This is a genomic window from Paenibacillus sp. cl6col (assembly GCF_900102125.1).
Lineage (GTDB): Bacteria > Bacillota > Bacilli > Paenibacillales > Paenibacillaceae > Paenibacillus_B > Paenibacillus_B suaedae.
In genome coordinates this window covers 20,867-45,681 of the sequence record NZ_FNAZ01000012.1, presented here as the reverse complement: position 1 = coordinate 45,681, position 24,815 = coordinate 20,867, and the positions used below count along the sequence as shown (strand labels likewise).

The window sequence follows — 24,815 nt, the reverse complement described above, 5'->3', positions numbered from 1 at the left end:
ATGTGAATCAGAAAGGAGGGAGAACATGTATCGATTGCTAATTGCTGATGATGAGGCATTAGAGCGGGAGGGCTTGGAGTGGATTATTACGAAAATGATGCCGGATACCTTCGAAGTTATTCATGCAGACAATGGTCGTACAGCAATTCAGAAGGCTGACGAGCATCGCCCTCATATCGTCATGATGGATGTCCGAATGCCAGGCATACAGGGATTGGATGCCCTGAAGGAGATTAAGGAACGCCATCCACTCGTCAAAATGGTGCTCGTTACTGCGTATGAATATTTCGATTACGCGCAGCAGGCACTTTCTCTTGGAGTGAAGGAATACTTGGTGAAGCCCGCAAAGCGAGATCAAATTGTAGCTGTACTACAGCGTCTAGTTGACGAGATTCGGGATGAGTGCAGGAAGCGTGACGAGCAACTTGCCATTCGGGATAAATTTTATCAACTGCTTCCCATGGCTGAGACGGAGCTTGCCCTTGCCTTAATGGCGGATCAAGTTCATAAGGCAGACGCCTTGCAGCTTGCTGATATTTTGGAGCTGTCGCTCGATCGAGGGTATGCGCTAGTGGTTGCGATGAATGGAATGAAGTCTGCTGCGGGCCAATCATACGAAGACGAGAAGCAGCTCGCGGTCGACGTATCGAAGAGTATATTGAAGGAGCAGGTAAAGGAGAGACACAGCTGGATCGTCAGTCCGATTGTGCATGAACATATGGCTGTTTTTATTTTGGGCAAGGGAACGGCAGAGGCTGGTTCTATGCAAGAGGAAGTGCAGGGCATCGGATCAGAGCTTATCGCAGCTTTGCGCAGACAATGCGGTCTTGAAGTTACGGTCGGAGTTGGGACGCTTCAGCGGCACGTTGAAGGAATACGGCGTTCCTATTATGAAGCAGTGTTTGCCTCGACGTATCCAAGTTCGTGGGGGAGTCTATGCCGATTCGAGGAACTGCAACTGCCTGCAAGTAATGCTTCTTGGCTGCCTGATGATCGGGTTGAACGAGGAACATCTGCTGAGGGAGCGTATGTAGAGCATGCAATTAAGCGTATCCGGGAGGAACGTGAACAGCAGACATGGAATGTAGTCGATCGTGCTGCTGCATACATCGTAGAGCGATATCAGGAAGAATTGTCTTTGGAGGAAGTAGCGGACCATGTCCACTTGAATCCGCATTATTTCAGCAAAGTATTCAAGCAGCAGACAGGAGAAACGTTCATTGATTATGTCACGCGGCTGCGGATTGATAAAGCGAAGGCACTCATCTTGGATGGGCAATTCAGCCTGAAGGAAGTGTGCTATATGGTCGGCTACAAAGATCCGAACTACTTCAGCCGTGTGTTCAAGAAGGTAACGGGCGTAACGCCAACCGAATATCGAAGTACGGAGAACTAAGTCCATGCCCATATGTCGGCATGGACTTTTTTGTCCTCCAAGACAAGAATGTGCTAGTTTGTGGCCAATGTTTGGAATCCGTGCGAGCAGGGAACGATATTATGCTGATGATCCGCAAAGAAGTGAAGGGTTTCATCGTCATGATCGGACAAGCTGAATGTTATAATGAAGCTCCAGTCTTCATTGATTTTACTCAAAGGGGTATAAAATTATGAGTACGCAACAAGGCGAACACAATCAAATAAATATGAAGTATGTTACGCTCGTATCGATTGTAGCCGCACTCGGAGGCTTGCTGTTTGGATTTGACACTGCTGTTGTCTCTGGTGCAATCGGTTTCATGAAAGAGAAGTTCGGTCTGTCCGAATTTCAAGTCGGCTGGGCAGTATCCAGCTTAATTGTAGGATGTATCGTCGGGGCGGCAAGCACAGGCATACTGGCTGACAAGTTCGGCCGAAAAAAGGTGCTTATCGCAGCTGCACTGCTGTTCATTGTTGGTACAGCAGGTTCTGCAATTCCAGCAACATTCTCGGGTTATATCAGTGCTCGCATTGTTGGTGGTCTCGGAATTGGTATTACATCTACACTCTGCCCGCTCTATAATGCGGAGATCGCGCCTGCGAAGTATCGAGGCCGACTCGTTGCTTTGAATCAGCTAGCGGTTGTAACAGGTATTTTCCTCGTCTATTTTGTTAACTTGGGCATCGCTGGCGCAGGTGATCACGCTTGGGGCGTGGAGAATGCATGGCGCTGGATGTTCGGTGTAGGAGTTATTCCGGGCGTACTGTTCTTGGTTCTCCTGTTCTTCGTACCAGAGAGTCCAAGATGGTTGATTACCCAGGGGCGGGCAGCCGAGTCTCTGCCAATCCTATGCAAAATCCACGGCGATGAGCTGGCACGCAAAGAAGTATTGGACATTAAGGAAACGTTCAAGCATGAAAAGGGTTCGCTCTCGGATCTATTCAAGCCAGGTCTTCGTTTGGCACTCATTGTTGGTGTCGTGCTGGCCGTGCTTCAGCAGGTAACAGGTATTAACGCAGTTATGTATTATGCACCGGAAATCTTCAAGCAAGCAGGTGCTGGAACGAATGGTGCATTGATTCAAACGATTCTCGTCGGTTTCATCAACTTCGTGTTCACGATTCTGGCATTGTGGTTGATCGACAAGGTCGGCCGTAAGGCATTATTGATCGTCGGATCATCCCTGATGGCGATATGCTTGCTTGTGATCGGGTTTGCGTTCCATACAGGTCATACCTCTGGAATGCTGGTGCTTATCTGTATTCTGGTGTACGTTGCTGCCTTTGCGATATCGCTTGGTCCAGTAGTCTGGGTCGTGATGTCTGAAATCTTCCCGAACCATATTCGTGGCAAGGCTACGGCGATTGCATCCATGATGCTGTGGGTAGCAGATTATATCGTGTCCCAGTCGTTCCCGCCGCTGCTTAGTTCCGCAGGGCCAGCCATTACCTTCTGGATATTCGGCATACTGGCGGTGTTCACCGTCCTCTTTAGTTGGCGTGTCGTCCCCGAGACAAAGGGGAAATCGCTGGAGGAGATCGAGAACATGTGGACGCAGTCCAAGGCTTAATCGTAGAGATTGTTGCATCTTATAGAACCACTCTGTTTTCCGCTAAGGCGGTCAACAGGGTGGTTTATTTGTTATTTGTCCATGTATAAAAGAGACGCGTTAGTCTATCTTTTGCTACTTCTTATTTCGGATTACGTTTCCTTTTACCTCGCCAATTTTTACTTCTCCGTTTCCGGACTGTGTAATCGACGCATCTTTTCCCACGTAGTTAATATCTAGGCTGCCGTCTCCGACATGTATATCCGCTGAGCCATCTATTTGATCGACCGCAATATGCCCATTGATATTATTTATGGATATATCCGAACCGATGTTGCGAACCGTGATGTCACCGTCCCGATTGTCGATTTCAAGCGAGCCGGATAGGTTTGATACTTGAATCTCACCGTTGATATTGTCAATCTTGGCGCTGGACGATACATCTGAGATGTGGATACTGCCGTCCCGATGAGCCGTAATGTCTAGTTGAAGCTGCTTCGGTACTTTGATGTCTAAGTTCACTGCTCCCGATCCCATAGCAAGGAATTGGCCCCCGAATCTCGCATCCAAGTAAGCATTCTCGTTGCGCGCTTCCAGCGCAAGCTCCAATTTGTCCATGCTGATTCCGTTGGCTATAGCTAAAGCTACGACTTCGATCTTATCCGAATCGGTGCTCCCGGAGATCTGGATTTCCCCATTTCGGTGGTCAATGATAAGCTTAGCCAGACCGCTTGCTGGCAATTCCAGTTTCTTTGTCGAGGTTTCTTCTTTCGCTCCGCAGGCTGTAATTACTAACAATAACGCTAGCAGGACAATGCTTCGTATTATCTTTATTTTGTTCATAGTTACCCTCCTTTTCCGTATAGGAAATGTTCCAAACATATTGATTTGTCATCATGAAGTGGAGTTAACCCCGCATCGGATGATGTGGTTATTCTCGAAATTCACATTTCAGACCACATCGCGCTTAACGAACAAGGGGTACGAGATTAAATGCATGATCGCGAGATGGAGCCCGATCAACACGAGGGAGAAGCCTAACGTCACCCCATCTACAGAAGGGTTCCCATATACGAACGGCGTAAGGTCAGTGTGGGAGAAGATGAAGTATTTCGTCCAGGCCCAGCCGTCCATCGCGATCGCGATAATAAATCCGGTTAGCGATACGAGCAGGGAAATCACGACAGAGAAGGTCGTGCTTCGAAAAGCGGCGGAAATCATGAAAGCAAGCGTAATTGCGATCAGCAAGAAGGGAATATTGAGCACATATTGCGCCAATAAAGCCTGCAGCATCGGAACTTCTCCTACGGTTTGATCTTTGACATAGAAATAGCTGTCCACTAATCCATCGAAGCCGAATATAAAGCCTCCAAGGAGGAGGGAAACGAGTATGCCGGCTGCGGATAACAGTAGTCCGAACAGGATGGCGGCGATGTACTTGGACAAATAAATCTTGGTTCGGCTGGCCGAACGGGTCAGCAGCAGCCTGATCGTACCAGATACAAATTCGACAGCCACGATCTCACCGGCGATAATGACGGAAATGAGCGACGCCGCAAATATGATATTTCGTACCATGCTCACTGCAAAGCTCCATGCATTAGGGCTAGGCGGAATGTCATGTTCCAAATAATATTGATTCAGCACGATATGTTGCTCGGCCTGCTTGATTTCAATTTTCAGCGCGTTCGGCTTGGCAGCTTCCTTGCGGAATTGCACGTTCTCTTGTTCGAGCTGCGCTCTCCAGTTATCGTTTGCAGCAGCACTTCCAGAAGTTTTTAAATTCACAATTTGTAGGAGCACGTACAGCAGAACGATAGCAATCATTACCCACGTACGTCTCCGTTTATAAATCTTCATGTTTTCATTGCGAATGAATGGAATCAATGTTCTTCCCCTCCCGTTATCTCCATGAACTTGTCTTCCAGCGTCTTCTTGACCGTGTGCACGCCGTACACATTAATTCCGGATGCCATGAGCTTGCGGCTAATCTCCGGGATACGCGTCTTGGCGATACGAACTTGTATGTGCCGTTGATCGGTCGTGATTTCATCGCCGGACATGATCGATTGCAGGATCTGTACCGCTAAATCCGGTCGGTCGATTTCAAATCTGACCTGCGTTCGTTCGTCATCTACCATATCCGATATCTTTTGAATGCCTACCAGCTTCCCTTTTTGTAAGATCACAACGCGGTCGCACATCATCTCCATTTCGGACATAAGGTGGCTGGAGATCATAATGCCCACGCCTTCTTTTTGCGCCAAATGCTTCAAATGGCCTCTTAGCTCGCGGATACCAGCTGGATCGAGTCCGTTCGTCGGTTCATCGAGCACAAGTAGGGAAGGCTTGTGGACGAGCACGACAGCAAGACCTAGGCGCTGCCGCATACCCAAAGAGTAGGTGGCTACTTTATCGTTGATGCTGTGCTCCAATCCGACGAGTGCAATGACTTCGCGGATTCTTGCTTCTGTCACGCCGGGCGTCATACGGGAGAAGTGAACCAAATTGTCATAGCCGGATAAATAGTTGTACAAATCCGGATGTTCCACGATTACGCCTACATGCTTCATGGCTTGTTCAAAGTGTGCATGAGCGTCCATACCGTCAATCAGCACTTGGCCTCCTGATTTGGACATGAGACCGACGATCATTCGAATCGTCGTCGTTTTCCCTGCGCCGTTCGGACCGAGAAGCCCTAAGATTTCTCCTTTTTCCATATTCAGCGTCACTTGATCGACAATCGTCTTGTTTCCTATTTTTTTCGTGAGATCACGAATTTGCAGCAGCGACAATGCCTACCACTCCTTTTATTAGCAATTGGAATGAGATATAATTTTCCGTAATCTACCGGATCCATCTCAGCCAACCTCACCCTAACAGAACGGTTGTCATAAAGCCGAGTGACAAGGGGTAATAACCTTGTATGACAAGGGAAGCCGAGCTTGTTCAGGCAGTTTGTCACTCATTTCAATAAGGTTGAACGGAGTTGTACATATGAATTTTCTTATCAAAAATCGGTGGTCATGGCAGGACTGGACTATGCTCGCCATTCGCAGCCTCTGGGTCGTCGCCGTTATCATATTGATGTATCAGGATCAGCCTGCCTTTCCTTTTTGGCTGGTGTTTGTTCCTCTTTTGCTGTGCAATCTTGTTCCCTTTTTATTGGTAAAAGGTCGTTACTATCGATATTTGATCGCAGAGTGCTTGTTTGCTGGCGGAGTATCTTTATTTCTTGCTTACGATCTTGGCTTAACAAGACTATTCCCACCGGCTCTCTTTACGATCGCGTTCTATAGTAAGAGCCGGTTCCACTGGTGCTCGCTGCCCGTCGCAGCGACGCTGTTCGCGTTGAGCGCAGGGAATTCCGTCAACGCGTCGTTGTCACACCCTGTCATATGGCAAAGCTTATTCGATGCGCTTATCTTCTACGTGGCAAGCTATGCGCTACAAAAAGGAGCCCAAGCGATCAATGCCATCAAGCAGAAGCTTGCGCTGATCAAAGAGCAGTATACGATTTTGGAGCAGTATTCCTCGCAAATTGAAAGAATGACACTATTGGAGGAACGTTACCGTATGGCTCGCGAACTGCATGATACGATCGGTCATACCTTCACTTCCATGATTCTGGGGATGGAGACATTGAAGTCCCATATTCACTCGAGTGAGGGAGAGGCCAAGCTGCAGGGCATGCTCAAGCTGGCACGATCGGGTCTGGACGACATTCGCCGTCAGGTTCATCAGATGGATCCAATCGAGGAGGCGCTGCCTCTGGATCGATCGCTGCTTCAGATAATGGATGAATTCAAGACGAACACTGGGACTCGAGTTATATTCCGTACGATGGGCGAGCCGTACCCTGTGATGAAGCAGGCCAAGCTTGCCTTGTATCGCTGTCTACAGGAGGCGCTAACCAACGCCAGCCGGCATGGGCAGGCCAGTACGATTCAAGTTCTGCTCCAATATGATCAGGCGCAGGTGATGCTACAGGTGCAGGATAACGGCAAGGGCGATGATCATCTCCAATATGGTTTCGGTCTGACAGGCATGAAGGAGCGACTGGCCCCATTGCAAGGCAAGCTCTATATCCATTCGCAAGCGGATGCGGGCACGATGGTAACGTGTACGCTCCCGAATCCATCTCATGAAGGTGGACAGAAAATCAAAATTTTATTGGCGGACGATCAACCTTTGATCCGTGAGAGTCTGAGATTGTTGTTAGGAGAAGAACAGGATTTTGAAGTAGCGGTTGCTGGAGACGGCAAGCAAGCGATCGAGCAATGCGAGAAGGATCGTCCCGACATTGTATTAATGGACATCAACATGCCGGAAATGGATGGGATCGCGGCTACAAAGTCATTGAAGGAGACGTGGCCTGACATTCGGATCATCATGATTACGACCATAGAGGATGTCTCTCTAGCGTCTGAGGCGCTGCGTATTGGAGCGGAGGGCTACCTGTTGAAATCGATACACCCCAAGGAATTAGCCGCAACGATTCGGCTCATATATGGTGGGGGAACAATGATATCGCAGGATGTGGCTCATCAATTGTTCCAATACCAGACTGGGGGTAAGGCACTGAATCCATACGAGCTGACCGAACGGGAAATCGATGTTCTCCGGTGCCTGACGGAAGGGCTGCGCAACAAGGGAATTGCGCAGAGGCTGCATCTGTCGGAAGGAACGATACGCAATTATATCTCATCCATTTATCTGAAGCTGCAAGTAAGCGGCCGTGAAGAAGCGGTAGAGAAGGCAATGGTTGAGTGTCTGACTTAACGGTATGTGAGAATTTGAAGTTAGAATTGAACTGGTGGAAACAGCGATTTCTTAGGAGGGATTCATTTTGCAGGAGCTTTTTAATGAAATGATGAAAAAAGATGTAAAACCGTTTCTTTCAAGTCACGGCTTTACGAAGACGAGTGCCGTTACAGATCCAGAATAGAAGAGATCTCTACAGCTGCTCCAGATAGATTTTCAATAACCCTTGATACGAAAATGGATCAGTTCAAGAAAGAACTTCTGCAATTTTTAGGGGAGGTCATAGATTTCTTTGAAACAATGACAAGTCCTAGATCAATTGCTGATCAATATATTTCCAAGTCATCGCTACATTTGAGCGAAGAGATATTTCATTTATTATTGCAATCTAATGATATCTTAGCAGCTAAACATTATTTGAGGGGACTACAAGTAAAATATGGGTCAGAAAATAGATGGATCATATTCGAAAAGAAATATGAAGATATTTTCGGGAAATATGGAGTGGAGTTTGAAAAGCTATAAAAGTAGGAACTTTGTCGCGCTGCCGAAGCTGCTAATGGGGGGATGACACCGCTTTACGGAAACCGTTGCTAGTTTAAGAGCCTGAGGTTCCGTTGGATCCTCTAATGAGTTAAAAAATTATAGGGAGCTGCCCCAGCGAGTAGACGAGCTACTTGCAGGACAGCTCCTTATTATTACTGCATTATTTTTGAATATGGAAAATAAGCTCTTGTCCATTCTTCACAGGCTCTTGCACCAGTGTATAGCCGTGCTTCACCACTTCTTCCGGTACGTTCTTGAAGGCGGCTGGACAGTCAGCAATCACTTGCAACACTTGTCCTTTCTCCATATCTTGCAATGTCTCTAACGTGTAGATAACGGGATATGGGCAAGGTTCTCCTCTAAGATCCAATGTGAAATCAATCGTCATGATTTTGCATCTCCTTTTTTGAATCCAACGCCGAAGCGGTAATTTTTTTGCCAGTAGCTAGCTACAGCATAACCGATTGCAAGCAATACAAGTGTGACAATTAACGCCCAAGCTGGGCCCATTACAGAAATAAGATTAATTTTCGCGCCACTCTTCACGAGCAGGTCGAATACGCCAAGATGATCCCAAGCGTACGCCAGAGCAGTAGCGCCAATAATGTTGCCGATGAATACAGGCAGGAAGATCACTTGTCCTTCCATGAGGCGATACATCATTCCTGTCTCGCAGCCGCCTGCAAGCACGATGCCAATGCCGAACAGGATGCCGCCGACGAATGTGCTTGGTGCTGCCATTTTCGTAATTGGATCGACGCCGTTCACGAGAATAACGATGAGCGTTAGGACAGAGCTGATTGCCATCCCGCCGATAATAGCCTTGGTCATTGTTGCGCGTCCGCTAATCCACAGATCGCGGAAAGCGGAGGTGAAGCAGATCTGTCCTCTTTCGATCAAGATGCCGAAGGCAGCCCCGAAGATGGCGGCAACGCCGAGCATTGTCTTGCCTGCTAGGAAGAAGTACACGATAAGTCCTGTATAAGCCAGTGCAACAAGCCCGCCGATATAAGGCTGAACTTTTCTTGTTTGTTGAATCGTAGGCGCGGCATTCCCTTTTTGCAGGATCGGCTTGCCTTTCCACCACTTGGTGCTAACAATTTTCACCCCTGCATAGGTACCGATGGCCGTTGCCACCATGAAGATCCAAGCATGGAACGAGAATTGCGGCACTCCTGTGAAAAAGGCAGCCAAGTTGCAGCCAAGCGCGAGCCGTGCGCCTGCACCTGCGATAATGCCGCCGATCAGGCCCTGTACTAAGCGGCGCTTCTGCTTCGGCATGCGGATCTTGAAGTTGTTGCTGAACAGAATCATGATGAGCGCGCCGATGAACATGCCCCAGACGATCCAGCCGTCCGTGCGCTCGAATGTCGAACCCTTCATTTGTATCAATTTGAAGTAAGCCCAATCGGAAATATCGACCCCGAACAGCTCCAGGATATGTCCTCCAAAACGCGTAAACTCGCCGGTGACGGCCCATACCGTGTTGGTAATGCCGAAGTACAGCGCGCTGAGTACGCCTGCGATGCCGATGGCAACGTAAGGGCTCCAGTAGTTGGTGAACAGCTTGCGTAACGAATCTTTCATCTTTTCCCTTACCCCTTCAATCCAATCTTAGTAAGAGGGAGTTCAAAAATCCAATTTTGATCACGAAGTTATAAAGATAGTAACTCGACATCGAATCTTATATTCACTCTTGAAAAGCGTATGCTTTCGATGTATGTTTCCTGACGGAAACATTGTAGCTACTCATGTAGTCCTGCCTACACTCCGTTGCTCTTTACAAGTTTTGCGAAGTAAAACTCGCTTCGGAAGCATATGCTTCGAGTTCTTATAACCTTCTCGGTGTTGAAAACCGAATTTTTGAACACGATCGAACTATGATTTGTTTGTGTGCGGCAATTCACATCCGATCACGAGATGAGATGCAAATAAAACCATTCTCCATTTTACTACAAACTGCTTACTAGCGGGGGGAATTCGGGATGATACTTTTTTACCTCATATGGAAATTGAAAAAATTGATTATGACGTGTCACAAAATGAGCACCTTATCTGTCTTAGCTTATGTAACCAAATCCAAGATGAGGTGAATGGAATGAAATTGCGCTTTAATTATCGAAAAGAGAACACTCCGGCATTTCAGGCGATGTTGGCGATGGACAAATATGCAAGCAGTAGTATGGAAGATAAGGTCCTTCATGAGCTTATTAAAATTCGGGCTTCCCAAATCAATGGGTGCTCTTATTGTATTGACAAACATACGAGTGATTTATTGAAAATGGGAGATCATGATCGACGTATTAGGCTGATGAGTGTCTGGCGTGAGACATCGTTGTTCACGGATAAGGAGAAGGCCGTTCTTGAATTGACAGAATACGTGACGACCGTTGCGAATGCAGGCGTGCCCGATTCGGTATACGAGAGAGTGCGGGAGCATTTTAGCGAGAAAGAATATGTTGATCTGGTCATGGCAATTGCAACAATTAACAGTTGGAATCGAATTGCGATTTCAATGGGAATGCATCCGGACTGTTTCGATCAATGAAGGAGGGGGGCGAATGCCCTCTTCTTTTCTTTGTTAGTAAATGGATTCACACATGCTGAGAATGATAAAATGGGTGAAAAAGGAGGGGACGGGAACGGTGATGCTTCATTCGGAAAGCGGGCATGTCGACAATACAATTGATGAACTATACCGCGACTATCGAAAATTAGCCTTTTCGATTGCATATCGGATGCTTGGCGTCGTATATGATGCGGAAGATGCCGTGCAGGATTTATTCGCGGATATGGTAGGCAGGGACTTGAGTGAGGTTCGGCATATGAAAGCTTATATAGCCAAGTGGATGACGAATCGCTGCATCAATGTACTTCAATCCCCCCGTCGAACAAGGGAAAACTATATAGGCGAGTGGCTGCCAGAACCTCTTATTGAGTCAGCGGATCAGCCTGATCAAGCGGCTGAGCGGGCAGATTCGTTGTCGTATGCCTATCTAGTTATGCTTGAGCGGTTAACGCCTACCGAACGGGCTGTATTTTTGTTAAGGGAAGTGTTCGAATACGAGTACGAAGAAATTTCGGACATCGTTGGCAAGTCTGCTCCGAATTGCCGTAAAATAATGAGCCGTGCTAAGGAACATGCTCGTAAGCCATATCCTTCCGTGGAAGATGCGGATGCAAGAAACGCGCTTGTCACGAAGTTCGTTTCGGCCTTTCAGCACTATGATGTAGAGGCGCTGCTGGCCTTGCTATCCGAGGATGCCGAGCTTATTATGGATGGCGGATCTCATCCACGTTCTGCTAAGCGTCCTATTGTGGGTAGAAGCCGAGTAGTGACGCTGCTCACCTCTCCGAAGGCGTTCAGGGCAATGCGTTTCAGCTGGCAAGTATCTTTCACTAGCGTGAACGGTGAAATGAACATGGTGTATTGTGATCAAGGAGTTGTGAAGGCGGTATGCTGCTGTGAGTTAACGGCTGAGCAAGATCGCATAAGCAATGTTTATATTATTTTGAACCCGGATAAGTTGGATCATATATCGTTGTAGATAGGAGCAGGAGGAATGACTGTGACACTGGACGAAGTCATGGCTAAGCTGGAAGCGATGGGCACAGAACAAACAAAGAAAACGTTCCTCCGACATGGGGCGCAGGAGCCGCTGTTCGGCGTAAAGATCGGCGATCTGAAGAGGCTGGTCAAGGAAGTTAAGAAGGATCAGCAGCTTGCGCGTGCGCTTTTCGATACAGGGAATAGCGATGCGATGTATTTGGCAGGGCTGACGGTCGATCCATCTGCAATGACCAAGGAGCTTCTGCAATCATGGGCCCAAAAGGCACACTGGCATATGATTGTAGAATGTACGGTAGCTGGTGTAGCTGCTGAAAGTCCGTATGCTCTCGAATTAGCGCGCGAGTGGATGGCATCCAGCGAAGAGATGATCGCGACATGCGGATGGAGCACCTATCTGCACTATATCTCGATTACGCCTGACATGAAGCTGGATAACGAAGAATTGAGGAGAATGCTCGCAATCGTCGAATCGACGGTTCATCAGGAACGCAATCGGGTGCGGTATGCAATGAATCAATTTGTTATAGTAGTAGGCTCGTATGTACTGGCCTTGCATGATGAGGCAATGCGGGTGGCAGAGGCCATCGGCAAAGTGAATGTCAATATGGGCGAGACAGCTTGCAAAGTACCGGAAGCGGCGGCCTATATTCGCAAAGTGGAAGCCGCAGGCAAGCTCGGCGCTAAGCGAAAGACATGTATATGTTAAGGTGAAGCACAGGATTCGGGTTCCTGTGCTTATTTTATGGTATTGACTTCGAGTAAACTCGAAGGAATACAATACAGCCATCAATGAAGAAGTTGCTAAAGGAGAGATGGCTTGTGTGGAACACCAAGATGATGGTAACTGAGTATGGGGGCTCTGAGGTATTGAGGGCTATGCAGGAACCACTGCGTACACCCGAAGCGGGCGAAGTTCGCGTGAAGGTACAGAGTGCTGGCGTTGCGCTTGCAGATATTATGCGCAGGGAAGGTCTGTATCCGATGTCGCCTGAGGTACCTTTTGTTCCTGGATATGATGCGGTTGGGATCGTTGATGCAGTTGGAGCTGGCGTGAACGACTATGCAGTAGGGGATCGCGTTGCTGTATTTTTTAACGGAACAGGTGGATATGCATCGCATGTGTATGCCCAAATGGAGGATGTTGTTCTGATCCCTGCGGCAGTAGATGCTTCAGAGGCGGCAGCTTGTATGCTGAATTATGTGACGGCATATCAGATGCTGCACCGCATCGCGAATGTATCGGAGGGGGAACGAATCCTTATCCATGGCGCGAGCGGTGGTGTAGGGACAGCGTTGCTGGACTTGGGGCGATTGGCGAAACTGGAGATGTACGGAACAGCCTCGGCAGCGAAGCATCAGGTTGTTGCAGGGTATGGCGCGATTCCGATAGATTATCATGCAGATGACTTCGTTGAGGTACTTGCTAGCATCGTTCCTGAAGGAATGGCTGCCGTGTTCGATCCGATTGGGGGCTCCAATTGGGAGCGTTCCATGCGGACGTTGAGTTCGAAAGGGCGCTTTGTCGGTTACGGCTACACATCTGTACTTGAACAGGGACATAATAACAACTGGGTGAAGGATTGGATGGGGGCGGCTGCCCGCGGAACAACGGAGAGTGGGAACCCTGTGCACATGTATAGTATTACTACGCTAAAGAAGGAACGATTGGATTGGTTCCGTGAAGATGTGCAGGCCGTCATGTCCCTGCTGGAAGCGGGTGAGATCCATCCGCTTATCTCTCATCGGATTCCGCTGCGAGAGGCAGCTCGCGCGCAGGAACTGTTGGCAGGAGCTCATTCTGTCGGGAAAATCATTCTTGTGGAAATTGCGTAATTGAGTCAATGGGAAGGAGCTGATAAAGGGATGTACTCCATTGGGGAAGCAGCACGAATAACCGGGGTATCTGCCTATACACTTCGATACTATGAACAGATTGGCCTCCTCCCTAGTCCGCAGCGTCAGGGTGGGAAGCCGGAAGGCGTGAGGCAGTATACCGATCAGGATTTGAGGTTCATTCAATTCATCTATGGACTGAAGCAAACGGGCATGAAGCTGGAGGATATTGCAGCATTTACAGAGGATGGATGTCTATTGTCTGGCGAGCGTCTGCCGCATGATATAGAGGATACACTGTACAAACGAATGGATATGCTTGATCGTCATCTTGCACGGCTTAAGGCGCAGATTGAGCAGTTGGAATCTGTCAGAACGATAGCCGAGGAGAAAAGAAAGATGTACGCCGCTATGCTACTGACTCAGGAGAAGAAGGCAATGGATTCATAGGGGCTAGCCGATGTGGGTTTGCCCTGATTGATCAACAAGTTCTATTTATCTCACTGATATACCTTTGCTATAAGAGATATTGGAACAATTAAGTATCAATTAGGATGAGAGTAAGAAACAAATAAAATGGCTGCTATCCCGCCAACTCCAATAGCACCTGCCACATTTCGCAATACCTCCTATACAAAGAGATGATAATCATGTGCATTCTATGAATGGGATAAATGCCCTTTAAAATGAGTTAATACCATATTTACGACTAGGTACAATACGTACTCTGGATTGCTTCGTCCTCACACGCAAACAGGACTAATCCGAGTGGGGTTAGTCCTGTTCCTAACTATTGTTTATGCCTCAAGCAGTTTCTGCTTCAAGGCTATGATTTGCCTTTCGGTCAATCCAATTGCCGCTAAATAACGCTCTGATCCTCCATATGCTGCATGCAAATGTTGAAGCATCATTTCCATGTTGCTAGGATTGCATCCTAGCAACCGTTCATATAAGTCAGCAGGCATTCCTTCCGGTCGGCCAGCGCGCAGCTCATCCATAATAGGGAGGAGACATTCAGCTGTCATCGCATAATCTTCAATAATGGTTGTATGCGGTACATCTGCCAGATCCAGAAGCAAGGCAGCAACCATACCTGTTCGATCTTTCCCAGCTGTACAGTGGAAGAGAACGGCTTCGTCAGAAGGACTAGCAAGAATTTCGAATATACGCAGGAATGCATCTTGGCTATTGTCCAGCATACTGACATACAGATCGGCTAGACTGTTAACTTGAGGTTGGTTCGTTGTCGCTGGGTTCAGGAGATCGACATTATGATAGGCAACGTTGTCGGAATCAGCAAATGCATCCTTGGCGACGCTCACCTCTTGCGCGTGACGCAAGTCGATAACCGTATGAATTCCGCGTCCCAGCAATTGCGCTTGGTCGCGCTCGGTCAGCTTGTGCTGGCCATCACCGCGATAGAAGCGCCCCCATTGGATTGCACGTCCTTCTTTTGTTGAATATCCCCCTAGGTCACGCACATTGCATGCGCCTTCCAAGCTGATGATTCGTTCATTTTGCTTTGGCTGTGGTACGAATTGATTGTTGTCTTCGATCATTGCTTCTATCCGCCTCTCATGAAGTAGGTAAGTCTATGCTATCATAGACAACAGGAAAGGGACATAAGCAGAAATGGGCAAAACAGACGCAGGGGACAGACATTTATAGCAGCAATGAGGTGTCTTTATGAATATTACATTGGGCCTGTTCGCCCATGTGGACGCAGGGAAAACGACCTTTGCCGAGCAGGTGCTGTATCATACGCGAAGCATACAGCAGCGGGGACGAGTAGATAACAAGGATGCATTTCTGGATAGCCATGAGATTGAGAAGGAACGCGGCATCACGATATTTGCGGATCAAGCCGTGATGACATACAAAGGCAACACCTACACACTTATCGATACACCCGGCCACGTCGATTTTTCCGCGGAAATGGAGCGGGCGATACAAGTCATGGATGTGGGCGTCATCATTGTAAACAGTGTGGAAGGTGTTCAAGGGCACACCGAAACGGTATGGAAGCTGCTGCAGGAGCGGGGAGTGCCAACAGTCTTCTTCTTGAACAAAATAGATCGAGTGGGTGCGAATGCAGATCAGGTCATCGCAGATATCCGCGAGAATTTGACCGCAGATATCATCGACATGACGTCTTTTGATCCGGATCAGGGTCTGAGTGAAGAGATCATTGCTTTCATGGCGGAACGGAATGATCAGTTGTTCGAGCTCTATATGGAGGAGGGTTATGAGCAGGCAGTATGGCTGAGGGAGATGCGGCATATGCTTGCCGAGCGCAGATGGTTCCCTTGCGTATGCGGTTCGGCGCTTCAGGATGTAGGCGTGCAGCAGGCTTTGGAGCTTATCCATCAATTCGTACAGACTGAATATTGCACGACGGGGGAAATGGCGGGACTGGTGTATAAAGTCCGCTATGATGATCAGGGAACTCGTACGACCCATATGAAGGTCACGAGCGGGACGTTGTCTGTTCGGGATGAAATCCGATATGGAACAGAAGCGGATACCATCTTGGAGAAGATTACATCGATTCGTATCTATAATGGGCAGAAGGCGCAGAATGTCGAGCGAGTAGAAGCAGGACAGCTATGTGCGGTTACGGGGCTTACGGCTGCTTCTGCAGGAGTGGGTGTCGGCGCCTATAAGGACACTGCTATCTATCATATTGTACCTACACTCAAGTCTAAAGTTATCTTCCCAGCCGAGTTGCACGTGAAGGAGGTGCTGGCTTGCTTCCACCGGTTGGATGCGGAAGATCCTGCTCTTCGTGTGCAGTGGGATGAGCATGTTCAGGAGATTCACATTCACGTCATGGGTGCTATTCAACTGGAAGTGTTAGCGCGGATCGTGAAGGAACGATTCGGCATTACGGTATCATTTGCGGATCCTGAAATTCTCTATAAAGAAACGATACGCTCTACCGTGAATGGATGCGGACACTTCGAACCGCTTGGGCACTATGCAGAGGCACGCTTGCGTATGGAGCCTGGAGAACGAGACAGCGGCATTCAGATGTTCAACGAGTGTCATCCCGATGAGCTTGGCGTCAATTATCAGAATTTAATTATGCAGCATTTGCTGGAACGGGATCACCATGGGCTGCTGACGGGGTCGCCGCTAACGGACGTGCGGATTACACTGCTGACAGGACGAGCACATAACCGCCATACGAGTGGCGGGGATTTCCGAGAGGCTTCTTTCCGTGCGCTGCGTCAAGGGTTGGAGCAGGCGGATAACGTACTGTTGGAACCGTATTACGACTTCAAAATAACGGTGGATACGGATGATATGGGCAAGGTAATGGCGGATGTGCAGAAGGCGCACGGTGCACTTGAACCCCCTGCATTTATCGGCAGTAAGGCGGTCATCACAGGGAAGGTTCCGGTCTCCACTTTCATGAACTACAGCACGGAGCTTGCCGCCTATACACAGGGCAGAGGGATGCTTCAGCTTCTATTCGGCGGATACGATGTGTGTCATAATGCGGATGAGGTGATTGCACGCAAGAGCTACGACAAGGACGCAGATCCGGCCTATACATCCTCTTCCATCTTCTGTGCCAAGGGACAGGCGTATCGAGTTCCATGGGATGAGGCAGATTCCCATATGCATAGTGAATAACATAGCTAATAACGGAGCTAGAATTTTTGTGCATCAGACCTACATGCACAAGGAGGATCGTCCTCATACGATCGCCAGTCTAAGCGTTTATTTCCGTACTACCATAAAGAAAGGCTGTCCAACAGAATGGGGAATCTCCCAACTTGGACAGCCTTCTTCCGTTCCTCTATTTTAGACAGAACGCGTGAAGCAATTATTCAGCGCCTTGCTGTTCGAACAGCTTCACAATTTCAACAATGACCTCTGTAGCCTTCTGCATATTATCGACGGACACATATTCATAGCGTCCATGATAGTTCTCTCCGCCTGTGAAAATGTTCGGTGTAGGCAGTCCCATATAAGACAATTGTGAACCGTCTGTACCGCCGCGGATCGGCTTGATATCAGGCTCTACGCCAACGTTCTTCATCGCTTTGTAGGCAATGTCGACTATGTGCTTCACAGGTTCGATTTTTTCACGCATATTGTAATACTGATCCTTCAGCTCAATGCTGATGCGTTCAGCTCCATACTTCTCCTGCAAGCTCTTCACGATGTTCTCCATGTTCTGCTTGCGAGCGTTAAAGTTGTCTCTATCGAAATCACGAATAATGTAGCGCATTTTCGTCATCTCTACATCGCCGCTAATGGAGGACAGATGGTAGAAGCCTTCATAGCCTTCTGTCGATTCAGGAGCTTCCTCTACAGGCAAGCGGCTATTGAATTCCATTGCGATTTTCGCTGCATTGACCATTTTGTTCTTGGCCGTACCCGGGTGGACGTTCTTGCCCTTGAAGATCAAGGTAGCTTGAGCAGCATTGAAGCTCTCATATTCCAACTCGCCAAGCGGGCCTCCGTCTACCGTGTACGCATAACGAGCATTGAAGGCTTCCACATCGAAGCGATGAGGGCCTCTGCCGATTTCCTCGTCTGGAGTGAAGGCAACGCGAACCTTCCCGTGCTTGATCTCTGGATTGCGAATCAAGTACGCCATCGCTGTCATAATTTCAGTAATGCCAGCTTTATCGTCTGCGCCGAGCAGTGTTGTGCCATCTGTTGTAACGAGCGTATGCCCGATGTAATTGTGTAGTTCAGGGAAGTCCTTTGGCGAGAGAACAACGCCTTGTGCTTCATTCAGCACGATGTCCTTGCCGTCGTAGTTCTCAACCAGTTGAGGATTTACGCCTTCGCCCGATAGTTCGGTAGCCGTGTCCACATGGGAGAGGAAGCCGATTGTAGGAATGTCCTTGTCTGTATTGGCAGGAAGCGTAGCCATGACGTAGCCGTTCTCGTCCATTGTCACTTCTTCCATGCCGAGCGCCTTCAGCTCATCCACGAGCAGGCGAGCCAAGTCGAGCTGTCCAGGTGTGGAAGGGCAAGTTTCGCTGTCGTCATTGGATTGGGTATTCACTTTAACATAGGATGTAAAGCGTTCAATTAGTTCTTGTTTCACGACATTTCACCTCTGAATAGTAGCGTATCAATCTCCTTTCATCTTACCACGAATAGCAGGACTTTACCCTATTTGTGGCAGCGTCCCCTTGGAACATGTATAAGAGGGAGGGGGTGCCATTCCAACTTCTCTTGAACCCTCCCTATTTTTGAATGGGGATGTGAATCCATATCGTCGACTGTGGATGGTGTGGTCCATAGAAGTCACGTCCATATACCTCGAAGTCTGCCCGATCATCGAGGCGAAGCGGTGTGTTGTTCAGCCATGTTCCCCAGATGTAATCGTAGGTGCTCCGGAGCTGCTGGGTAGTACCCTGATGCTTGAAGACAGCATAGGTACCGGCAGATATGGTGTACAACCGCATGCCGTGCGGAATGTCACCAATACGCTCCACGGCGAATCCAGCCATATGCCCAAAAGTCGAATGCTCCGTGATGTCTCGGAACCTGACATCTTGTTGGGGTGGACATATTCCGTAGCTTGTGAGTTCCGACGTCAGAGCGCGAATTTCATGACGACGTTGAAGTAGTTCCTTCCACAGTTCCGGTATCGTATTGTGATCGGGAGAGACAGCCCCACTAACTCCTACGACATGAATATCACTCACGATTTCTGTGATGCTTGGGACAAGGCTAATGGAGTCAAGCCGATGCTGCAGGCGATCGCCCAGCAGTGTATCCTTCTCGAGGAAGATGGGACGTCTGCTGCGCTTACGGAAACTGCCTGGCGTTATGCCGAAGACCTGCTTGAATGAGCGGGAGAAGGCCTCTTGGGACTCAAATTGAAACTCTAAGGCAATGTCCAATATGGATCGCTCACTCGACAGTAAGACTACAGCAGCTTCGGTTAGTCTACGCTTACGAATGTAGTCACCGAGTTTCTCCCCTGTCATTGCAGCAAAAATACGATGAAAATGATAGTATGACAAATGGACAGAGGCGGCTACACGCTCTGCATCCAGCCGCTCTGTCAGATGCGATTCGATGAATCGAATCGCTTGTTCAATCTGTTCCTTATAGGTTTGCATAACCGGATCACCACTTATTTCATTTGCCAAAAATCAGGTGCATAATCATGATGACGTATCGATATCTGCACATGATCTACTGGTATTTTCCCGCCTACGGGCACAGTATACCATGGATTATCAATTGGAGAACCAAAGCATATATTGATCGTTCGATCATCCAAGTCGAACAGCATGGAACGCAATGTGCCGAACCACTGGTTGTAATTATGAACAGCCAAGCCTTGCGGGTATTCAGTTGAAACTAATGATTGCAGATCCTCCATCTTTACAGAATCAGGCCGCTCCAGGAACTGCTGCAAGATGTGCTGGCGGACAACCGAATGATTCAATTTGCCGGGCTCCAATTGCTCAATATCCGCGAACAGCGGATGGTTCGTGGCTGCGATATAAGGAGTTTGGTTTGTATCGCCTACCTCGCGAATTGCTTTGTGTCCGTCGAAGGTTTCGACCAATGCTGCATGGCCATGCGGGTCGCAGATGATGAGATTCATGTTGGATGCAATCGGCATCTCCTTCACGAGATGCAGGGCTTCGCTGACGTTGCGGCACTGTTCTAGTAAAGCTCGCACGACTGCCCAGAATTGCAAGCCGCTAGCTCTAGGAGGTCTCATACCGGGTGCATTGCCGACAGGCATACCGCAAGCAGAGAAGGTGACGCATAGTCCATGCTCATTCATGCCTTCCGTTCTGCCGAACAGAAATACGGAAAAGCCAGTATGCCTATACGCCTTCTCAATGGATGTAGAGCATAGCCTCATATCATCCACATTGGGGGAGAGATCGTAATTGCGGAGCATGTACGTGTGCCCATTCTCGGTTTTAGCTGGAAGGATAGCACAATGGCTGCATCCTGAATGAAGCGCAGAGCTGGCATAATAAGAAATCAACGACGGCGGCACTTCTAATGCCGCACAGAATCCGTCAATCTCCTCCGTTATTCCTGGACAATATTGTTCAAGCAGTGCGGCTGCTTCTTTCCATTGATCCTCAGGTAACGGCTCGTTCAATAATATGCCTTGCAGAAAGTGAGGATGCTTCTTCGCAAACTCTCCTTGCTGGTACCCCGCCTCATAATGTGTTCCCTCGATATAAGAAAAATAGCCTTGGATTTGCTGCATACATAAATCCCCCTTCATGACATTGTTAGCTCTTGTTCTAGTGTAGCGGGATAAGCTTCCTACGTTATGATATTTCCTGCTGTCTTCTCAAGGCTGTGCAGCAATACGGCATATTCAGATGTCTCTTGTCTCTGGTTGAAGGTCAATCCTTATCAAATTCTTAACTCCTTAACATTCACTTAACGGCAGGAACAATTCCCCTAACTGGGCGTCCTATTATATATCGCTTATTATCGCTTATCACGTAAGCTGCAGAGTTGGAACGGCGTAAGGGGTTCGTCCTCATCCCGCTGCCAGAAGAGGAGTAAGTAGTTGGAAGTCGAATTAATATGTACCAAGGGGAGACGCTCCTTCAAGCAGAAGCGTTTTATTAGCATACATGGAAAGGGAGATAGTCACATGGGCAAGGAAACGATTCTTGTCGTTGATGATGAGAAGGAAATCATTGAACTGCTGCAAATTTATTTGAAGAATGAAGGGTACGAGCTACTTCAGGCATCCAATGGAATCGAGGCTTTGGATCTACTGGAGAAGCATGAGGTGCAGCTGATTATTCTGGATGTGATGATGCCTCATATGGATGGCATTCAGGCATGCATGAAGATTCGGGAGGAACGCAATACACCTATTATTATGCTGTCCGCGAAGGATCAGGATATAGATAAAATTACAGGGCTCAGCATTGGCGCCGATGATTATGAGACGAAGCCGTTCAATCCGCTCGTGCTAATGGCGCGAATCAAATCTCTGTTGCGGAGAACGAAACAGCTCCGGCAAGAGGAAAATCCGCATACTGAACATGAAATCTTCATTGACGATATGGTGATCAATACAGCGACCTACACGGTTATGGTAGATGATATTCAGGTAAAGCTAACGCCGCGGGAGTTCGCCATATTGAAGCTGCTTGCGGCCAATCGTGGGATCGTGCTAAGGATGGAGAAGATATACGAGGAAGTGTGGAACGAGCCCTTCATGGAATCTAAAAACACGGTAATGGTACATATTCGTAAGATAAGGGAAAAAATCGAGAAGGATCGCCAAAACCCGCAATATATCAAGACGGTCTGGGGCATCGGCTATAAATTGGGGTAGGAGCGGATATGGAGAAGCGAAACATGACGACGAAATGGCTGAATTCGATTCGATGGAAATTCCTAATTACATTTATTGCGAGTATCGGTGCCACGGGTATTTTTTTGCTGCTCGGACAGCTGCTGGCCTCTTACTTGCTGCAGCACAGTCCGTATAATATAGCGCTGAAATGGGTGATCAACAATATCGGCTCCCAGCCCGTGTTTGTCATGTCGGGATGCCTATTATTTATATTTAGCTACTATCAGCTGAGTCGCCCTATAGTAAGTCAATTCACGAATATCTCCAATGGGCTACAGGAGATGGCGAACGGGAACTTCGCTGTGAACATCCAAATAGATTCGTCGGACGAACTAGGCGATATTGCACAAAGGATCAATGGCGTAGCAACTGAATTGGATAGCTACCTGCAAGAGATTACTCATGGACTGGGTGAAATCGCTACGGGTGAGCTTCAACATGAAATACCGGTAAGATCAGCTCAAATGCTGGGCAATGTGGCGGAGAGCATTAACCAAATGAGTCGACAGTTAAGCCAATCGATTGAGGAAGAGCGGAAGGCGGAGAAAACAAAGAGCGATCTCATTACGGGGGTATCGCATGATTTGCGCACACCGCTAACATCGATACTCGGCTTCCTCGAGCTTATAGAGAAGGATCGTTATCATGACGAGGTGGAGATTCGTTATTATGTCAACATTGCCTATGAAAAAGCGCTCGACTTGAAAAAACTAATCGATGATTTGTTCGAGTATACACGCATCAATAACGGACTTCCGCTTCAAGTACAGGAACTGCACATTACGAGCTTCATCCGTCAATTAGTGGAGGAATTCGTACCTAGTCTGGAAAAGGCAGGCTTGGAGTGCAGATTGCATGTAGAGAAGGACACGCTCAATGTACTGGCAGACGGCGACAGGCTCGTTCGGGCGTATGAGAATTTATTGTCAAATGCAATTCAGTATGGCCGCAAGGGGAAATATATCGACATCGAGATACAGTCACTGGACGGACAAGCAATTATTCGTATTATCAATTATGGCGAGCCGATACCAGAGCGGGATCTGCCATTCATCTTCGACCGATTCTATCGCGTGGAACAGTCCCGTTCCAAGGAGACAGGCGGAACGGGGCTCGGGCTGGCCATTACGAAAAGTATTATCGAAGTTCATGGAGGACAAATCGCGGTATACAGCAATCCGTATCAAACGACATTCGAGACGATACTGCCAGCAGTATCGAAGAATTCATCGAGCAATGGAGTAATCGTTACAGCACCAACGATGTCCCGTTCAAGTGCTTCCGCAAGGTGATAGCGGAGGCGTTCAACAAGGCGTTGAGGCATGAGCTCACTGCTTGAGCTCAGCGGTATGGCAAGGCTCATTGAAAACTCAATGGGCCTTTTTGAGATGTCGCTCATGCGCAAGGGGCATACCCCAAGGCTTGCGAATAGCCGCATAATCAGCAGGCATAGACTAAAGATTGTCCTGTCGGTTACAATATGGGAAATTCATGCCATTCATAGGGGAGACATCGGATGAGCCTACAAGCAAATGAAAGCTATGAAATTACACAACTGTGCTTATTAGCCGGAAAGATTATGCTGCAGAGCGGTGGAGAGACGAATCGGGTGGAAGATACCATGATACGTATTGCTGCTTCCTATGGATACGAGAATTGCCACAGCTTCGTGACACCGACAGGTATTATTTTCGCGATAGATGGTTCAGCACCGATTACACGCTTGTATCGAATATCCGAGCGGTCGACTGATCTGAAGAAGGTGACACTCGTGAATGATATTTCACGGAAGATCAGCAGCGGCAGCTTGTCCTATACAGAGGCTCATCGTTTACTGAAAAAGATTGAGGTATCCAATCTGGCTTATCCCGTATGGCTGCAGATTGCTGCTGCGATGCTGTCGAGCGGCTGCTTTACGATTATGTTCCGGGGCGGATGGCCTGAGTTCATTCCCTCGCTGCTTGCTGGCGGGCTTGGATTTTCACTCTTTCTGTATTTCCATCGCTTATCGCGGATTAAGTTTTTCTCTGAATTTCTAGCATCGATTGTAGTCGGAACAGTGTCCTATTTCTGTGTGCAGTATGGTCTGGGTCGTGATCTCGATAAGATCGTCATCGGGTCGGTGATGCCGCTTGTTCCTGGGCTGCTTATTACGAATGCAGTTCGTGATTTGATGGCGGGACACTTAGTATCTGGGATCTCGAAGGGAGCGGAAGCATTTTTGACTGCCTTCGCGATTGGAGCAGGGGTCGCTTGTGTCTTGTCATTTGCCTAGGATCGCAATTAAGTAGTGGATTTAGAACTCAACACGATGGACATATAGACTGAGGGAGGCACTTGGTTATGATTGAGCAGCTCATTGTGAGCTTCGTTGCTTCGGCTGCGTTCGGAATTCTATTCAACAGTCCGCCTAAGCTAATGCTTCAATGTGGATTTGTCGGCATGGCAGGCTGGTTCGTATATATTCTGTGCACGGACAATAATATTGGCCCTATTCCTGCGAGCTTGGCCGCATCATTCGTCATTGCGATGATGAGTCATTTGTTCGCTAAGCTGTATCGCACCCCGATTATTGTGTTCAACGTTGCCGGTGTCATTCCGCTTGTACCCGGTGGCATAGCATATGATGCGATGCGAAATATTGTAGAAGATCAGTACGATCAGGCGATTCAGCTTGCCTTCAAGGCGTCGATGATATCGGGTGCTATCGCGATCGGAATCATTTTTTCAGAAGTGCTTCATCAGGTTATGCGCAGGCGAGTAAAGGGATAAGGTGATGATGAAGTAGGCTCTCCCTTAA

22 protein-coding genes are annotated in these 24,815 nt (G+C 48.2%); 13 read left to right on the top strand and 9 right to left on the bottom strand.

What is annotated here, in order from left to right; all coding sequences use genetic code 11:
* The first annotated feature begins 25 nt into the window (after positions 1 to 25).
* Positions 26 to 1,396, top strand: a complete 1,371-nt coding sequence (locus BLS15_RS24550) for an AraC family transcriptional regulator (protein WP_028533313.1) — start codon at positions 26 to 28, stop codon at positions 1,394 to 1,396.
* Between the two features lie 211 nt (positions 1,397 to 1,607).
* Positions 1,608 to 2,987, top strand: coding sequence for a sugar porter family MFS transporter (locus BLS15_RS24540; protein ID WP_021257378.1), 1,380 nt, complete (start codon positions 1,608 to 1,610; stop codon positions 2,985 to 2,987).
* A gap of 114 nt (positions 2,988 to 3,101) precedes the next feature.
* Here the strand turns inward: BLS15_RS24540 and BLS15_RS24535 are convergent, their stop codons facing one another.
* The 3 genes from BLS15_RS24535 to BLS15_RS24525 all read right to left on the bottom strand — a co-directional run bounded on the left by BLS15_RS24535 (position 3,102) and on the right by BLS15_RS24525 (position 5,761).
* Positions 3,102 to 3,809: a DUF4097 family beta strand repeat-containing protein gene (locus BLS15_RS24535; protein WP_051614172.1), complete on the bottom strand. Its 708-nt coding sequence runs from the start codon at positions 3,807 to 3,809 to the stop codon at positions 3,102 to 3,104.
* A gap of 108 nt (positions 3,810 to 3,917) precedes the next feature.
* Positions 3,918 to 4,853 carry an ABC transporter permease gene (locus BLS15_RS24530; RefSeq protein WP_021257376.1) on the bottom strand — a complete coding sequence of 312 codons (936 nt, stop codon included), beginning with the start codon at positions 4,851 to 4,853 and terminating at the stop codon, positions 3,918 to 3,920.
* Positions 4,850 to 5,761 (bottom strand): ABC transporter ATP-binding protein, encoded by a 912-nt coding sequence (locus BLS15_RS24525; protein WP_021257375.1) that lies wholly within the window; start codon positions 5,759 to 5,761, stop codon positions 4,850 to 4,852. Before BLS15_RS24525 ends, BLS15_RS24530 begins: the two co-directional genes overlap by 4 nt.
* A gap of 202 nt (positions 5,762 to 5,963) precedes the next feature.
* Here BLS15_RS24525 and BLS15_RS24520 point away from each other — a divergent pair, with 202 nt between their 5' ends.
* Entirely contained in the window at positions 5,964 to 7,748 is a 1,785-nt protein-coding gene (locus BLS15_RS24520; RefSeq protein ID WP_028533316.1) for a helix-turn-helix transcriptional regulator, read from the top strand.
* A gap of 688 nt (positions 7,749 to 8,436) precedes the next feature.
* Here BLS15_RS24520 and yedF read toward each other — a convergent pair.
* Positions 8,437 to 8,664: a sulfurtransferase-like selenium metabolism protein YedF gene (yedF, locus tag BLS15_RS24510; protein WP_021257372.1), complete on the bottom strand. Its 228-nt coding sequence runs from the start codon at positions 8,662 to 8,664 to the stop codon at positions 8,437 to 8,439.
* On the bottom strand, positions 8,661 to 9,863 hold the full coding sequence (gene yedE, locus BLS15_RS24505; protein WP_090514250.1) for a selenium metabolism membrane protein YedE/FdhT: 1,203 nt from the start codon (positions 9,861 to 9,863) through the stop codon (positions 8,661 to 8,663). Before yedE ends, yedF begins: the two co-directional genes overlap by 4 nt.
* 511 nt (positions 9,864 to 10,374) lie before the next feature.
* On the opposite strand from yedE, the gene BLS15_RS24500 reads away from it, so the two are divergent.
* From BLS15_RS24500 to BLS15_RS24480, 5 genes are all read left to right on the top strand, one after another.
* A complete protein-coding gene (locus BLS15_RS24500; protein WP_028533318.1) occupies positions 10,375 to 10,824 on the top strand; it encodes a carboxymuconolactone decarboxylase family protein in 450 nt (149 codons plus the stop codon).
* 100 nt (positions 10,825 to 10,924) lie between these two features.
* Complete coding sequence (locus BLS15_RS24495; protein WP_090514380.1) at positions 10,925 to 11,824, top strand: RNA polymerase sigma-70 factor; 900 nt, start codon at positions 10,925 to 10,927, stop codon at positions 11,822 to 11,824.
* A 21-nt stretch (positions 11,825 to 11,845) separates the two neighbouring features.
* Positions 11,846 to 12,553: a DNA alkylation repair protein gene (locus tag BLS15_RS24490; RefSeq protein ID WP_028533320.1), complete on the top strand. Its 708-nt coding sequence runs from the start codon at positions 11,846 to 11,848 to the stop codon at positions 12,551 to 12,553.
* 113 nt (positions 12,554 to 12,666) lie between these two features.
* Entirely contained in the window at positions 12,667 to 13,680 is a 1,014-nt protein-coding gene (locus BLS15_RS24485; RefSeq protein WP_021257367.1) for a medium chain dehydrogenase/reductase family protein, read from the top strand.
* Positions 13,681 to 14,130 carry a MerR family transcriptional regulator gene (locus BLS15_RS24480; RefSeq protein WP_254777404.1) on the top strand — a complete coding sequence of 150 codons (450 nt, stop codon included), beginning with the start codon at positions 13,681 to 13,683 and terminating at the stop codon, positions 14,128 to 14,130.
* 347 nt (positions 14,131 to 14,477) lie between these two features.
* On the opposite strand, the gene BLS15_RS24475 is transcribed toward BLS15_RS24480, so the two are convergent.
* The gene (locus BLS15_RS24475; RefSeq protein WP_028533322.1) at positions 14,478 to 15,239 is read right to left on the bottom strand and encodes a tyrosine-protein phosphatase; all 762 of its coding nucleotides are present in this window, start codon (positions 15,237 to 15,239) and stop codon (positions 14,478 to 14,480) included.
* 127 nt (positions 15,240 to 15,366) lie between these two features.
* Here BLS15_RS24475 and BLS15_RS24470 point away from each other — a divergent pair, with 127 nt between their 5' ends.
* Positions 15,367 to 17,319: a GTP-binding protein gene (locus BLS15_RS24470; protein ID WP_021257364.1), complete on the top strand. Its 1,953-nt coding sequence runs from the start codon at positions 15,367 to 15,369 to the stop codon at positions 17,317 to 17,319.
* A gap of 193 nt (positions 17,320 to 17,512) precedes the next feature.
* Here BLS15_RS24470 and pepT read toward each other — a convergent pair whose 3' ends face one another.
* The 3 genes from pepT to BLS15_RS24455 all read right to left on the bottom strand — a co-directional run bounded on the left by pepT (position 17,513) and on the right by BLS15_RS24455 (position 20,899).
* Positions 17,513 to 18,751 (bottom strand): peptidase T, encoded by a 1,239-nt coding sequence (gene pepT / locus BLS15_RS24465; protein WP_021257363.1) that lies wholly within the window; start codon positions 18,749 to 18,751, stop codon positions 17,513 to 17,515.
* Positions 18,752 to 18,893: 142 nt separating this feature from the next.
* A complete protein-coding gene (locus BLS15_RS24460; protein ID WP_021257362.1) occupies positions 18,894 to 19,778 on the bottom strand; it encodes an AraC family transcriptional regulator in 885 nt (294 codons plus the stop codon).
* 14 nt (positions 19,779 to 19,792) lie between these two features.
* Positions 19,793 to 20,899, bottom strand: a complete 1,107-nt coding sequence (locus BLS15_RS24455) for a C45 family autoproteolytic acyltransferase/hydrolase (RefSeq protein WP_028533323.1) — start codon at positions 20,897 to 20,899, stop codon at positions 19,793 to 19,795.
* Between the two features lie 399 nt (positions 20,900 to 21,298).
* Between BLS15_RS24455 and BLS15_RS24450 the strand changes: the two genes are divergently transcribed.
* The 4 genes from BLS15_RS24450 (at position 21,299) to BLS15_RS24430 (ending at position 24,787) form a co-directional block, all read left to right on the top strand.
* Positions 21,299 to 21,994 (top strand): response regulator transcription factor, encoded by a 696-nt coding sequence (locus tag BLS15_RS24450; protein ID WP_090514244.1) that lies wholly within the window; start codon positions 21,299 to 21,301, stop codon positions 21,992 to 21,994.
* Between the two features lie 23 nt (positions 21,995 to 22,017).
* Complete coding sequence (locus BLS15_RS24445; RefSeq protein WP_021257359.1) at positions 22,018 to 23,307, top strand: sensor histidine kinase; 1,290 nt, start codon at positions 22,018 to 22,020, stop codon at positions 23,305 to 23,307.
* A gap of 224 nt (positions 23,308 to 23,531) precedes the next feature.
* Positions 23,532 to 24,290, top strand: coding sequence for a threonine/serine exporter family protein (locus tag BLS15_RS24435; RefSeq protein WP_021257357.1), 759 nt, complete (start codon positions 23,532 to 23,534; stop codon positions 24,288 to 24,290).
* Between the two features lie 68 nt (positions 24,291 to 24,358).
* On the top strand, positions 24,359 to 24,787 hold the full coding sequence (locus BLS15_RS24430; protein WP_021257356.1) for a threonine/serine exporter family protein: 429 nt from the start codon (positions 24,359 to 24,361) through the stop codon (positions 24,785 to 24,787).
* Positions 24,788 to 24,815 lie beyond the last annotated feature (28 nt).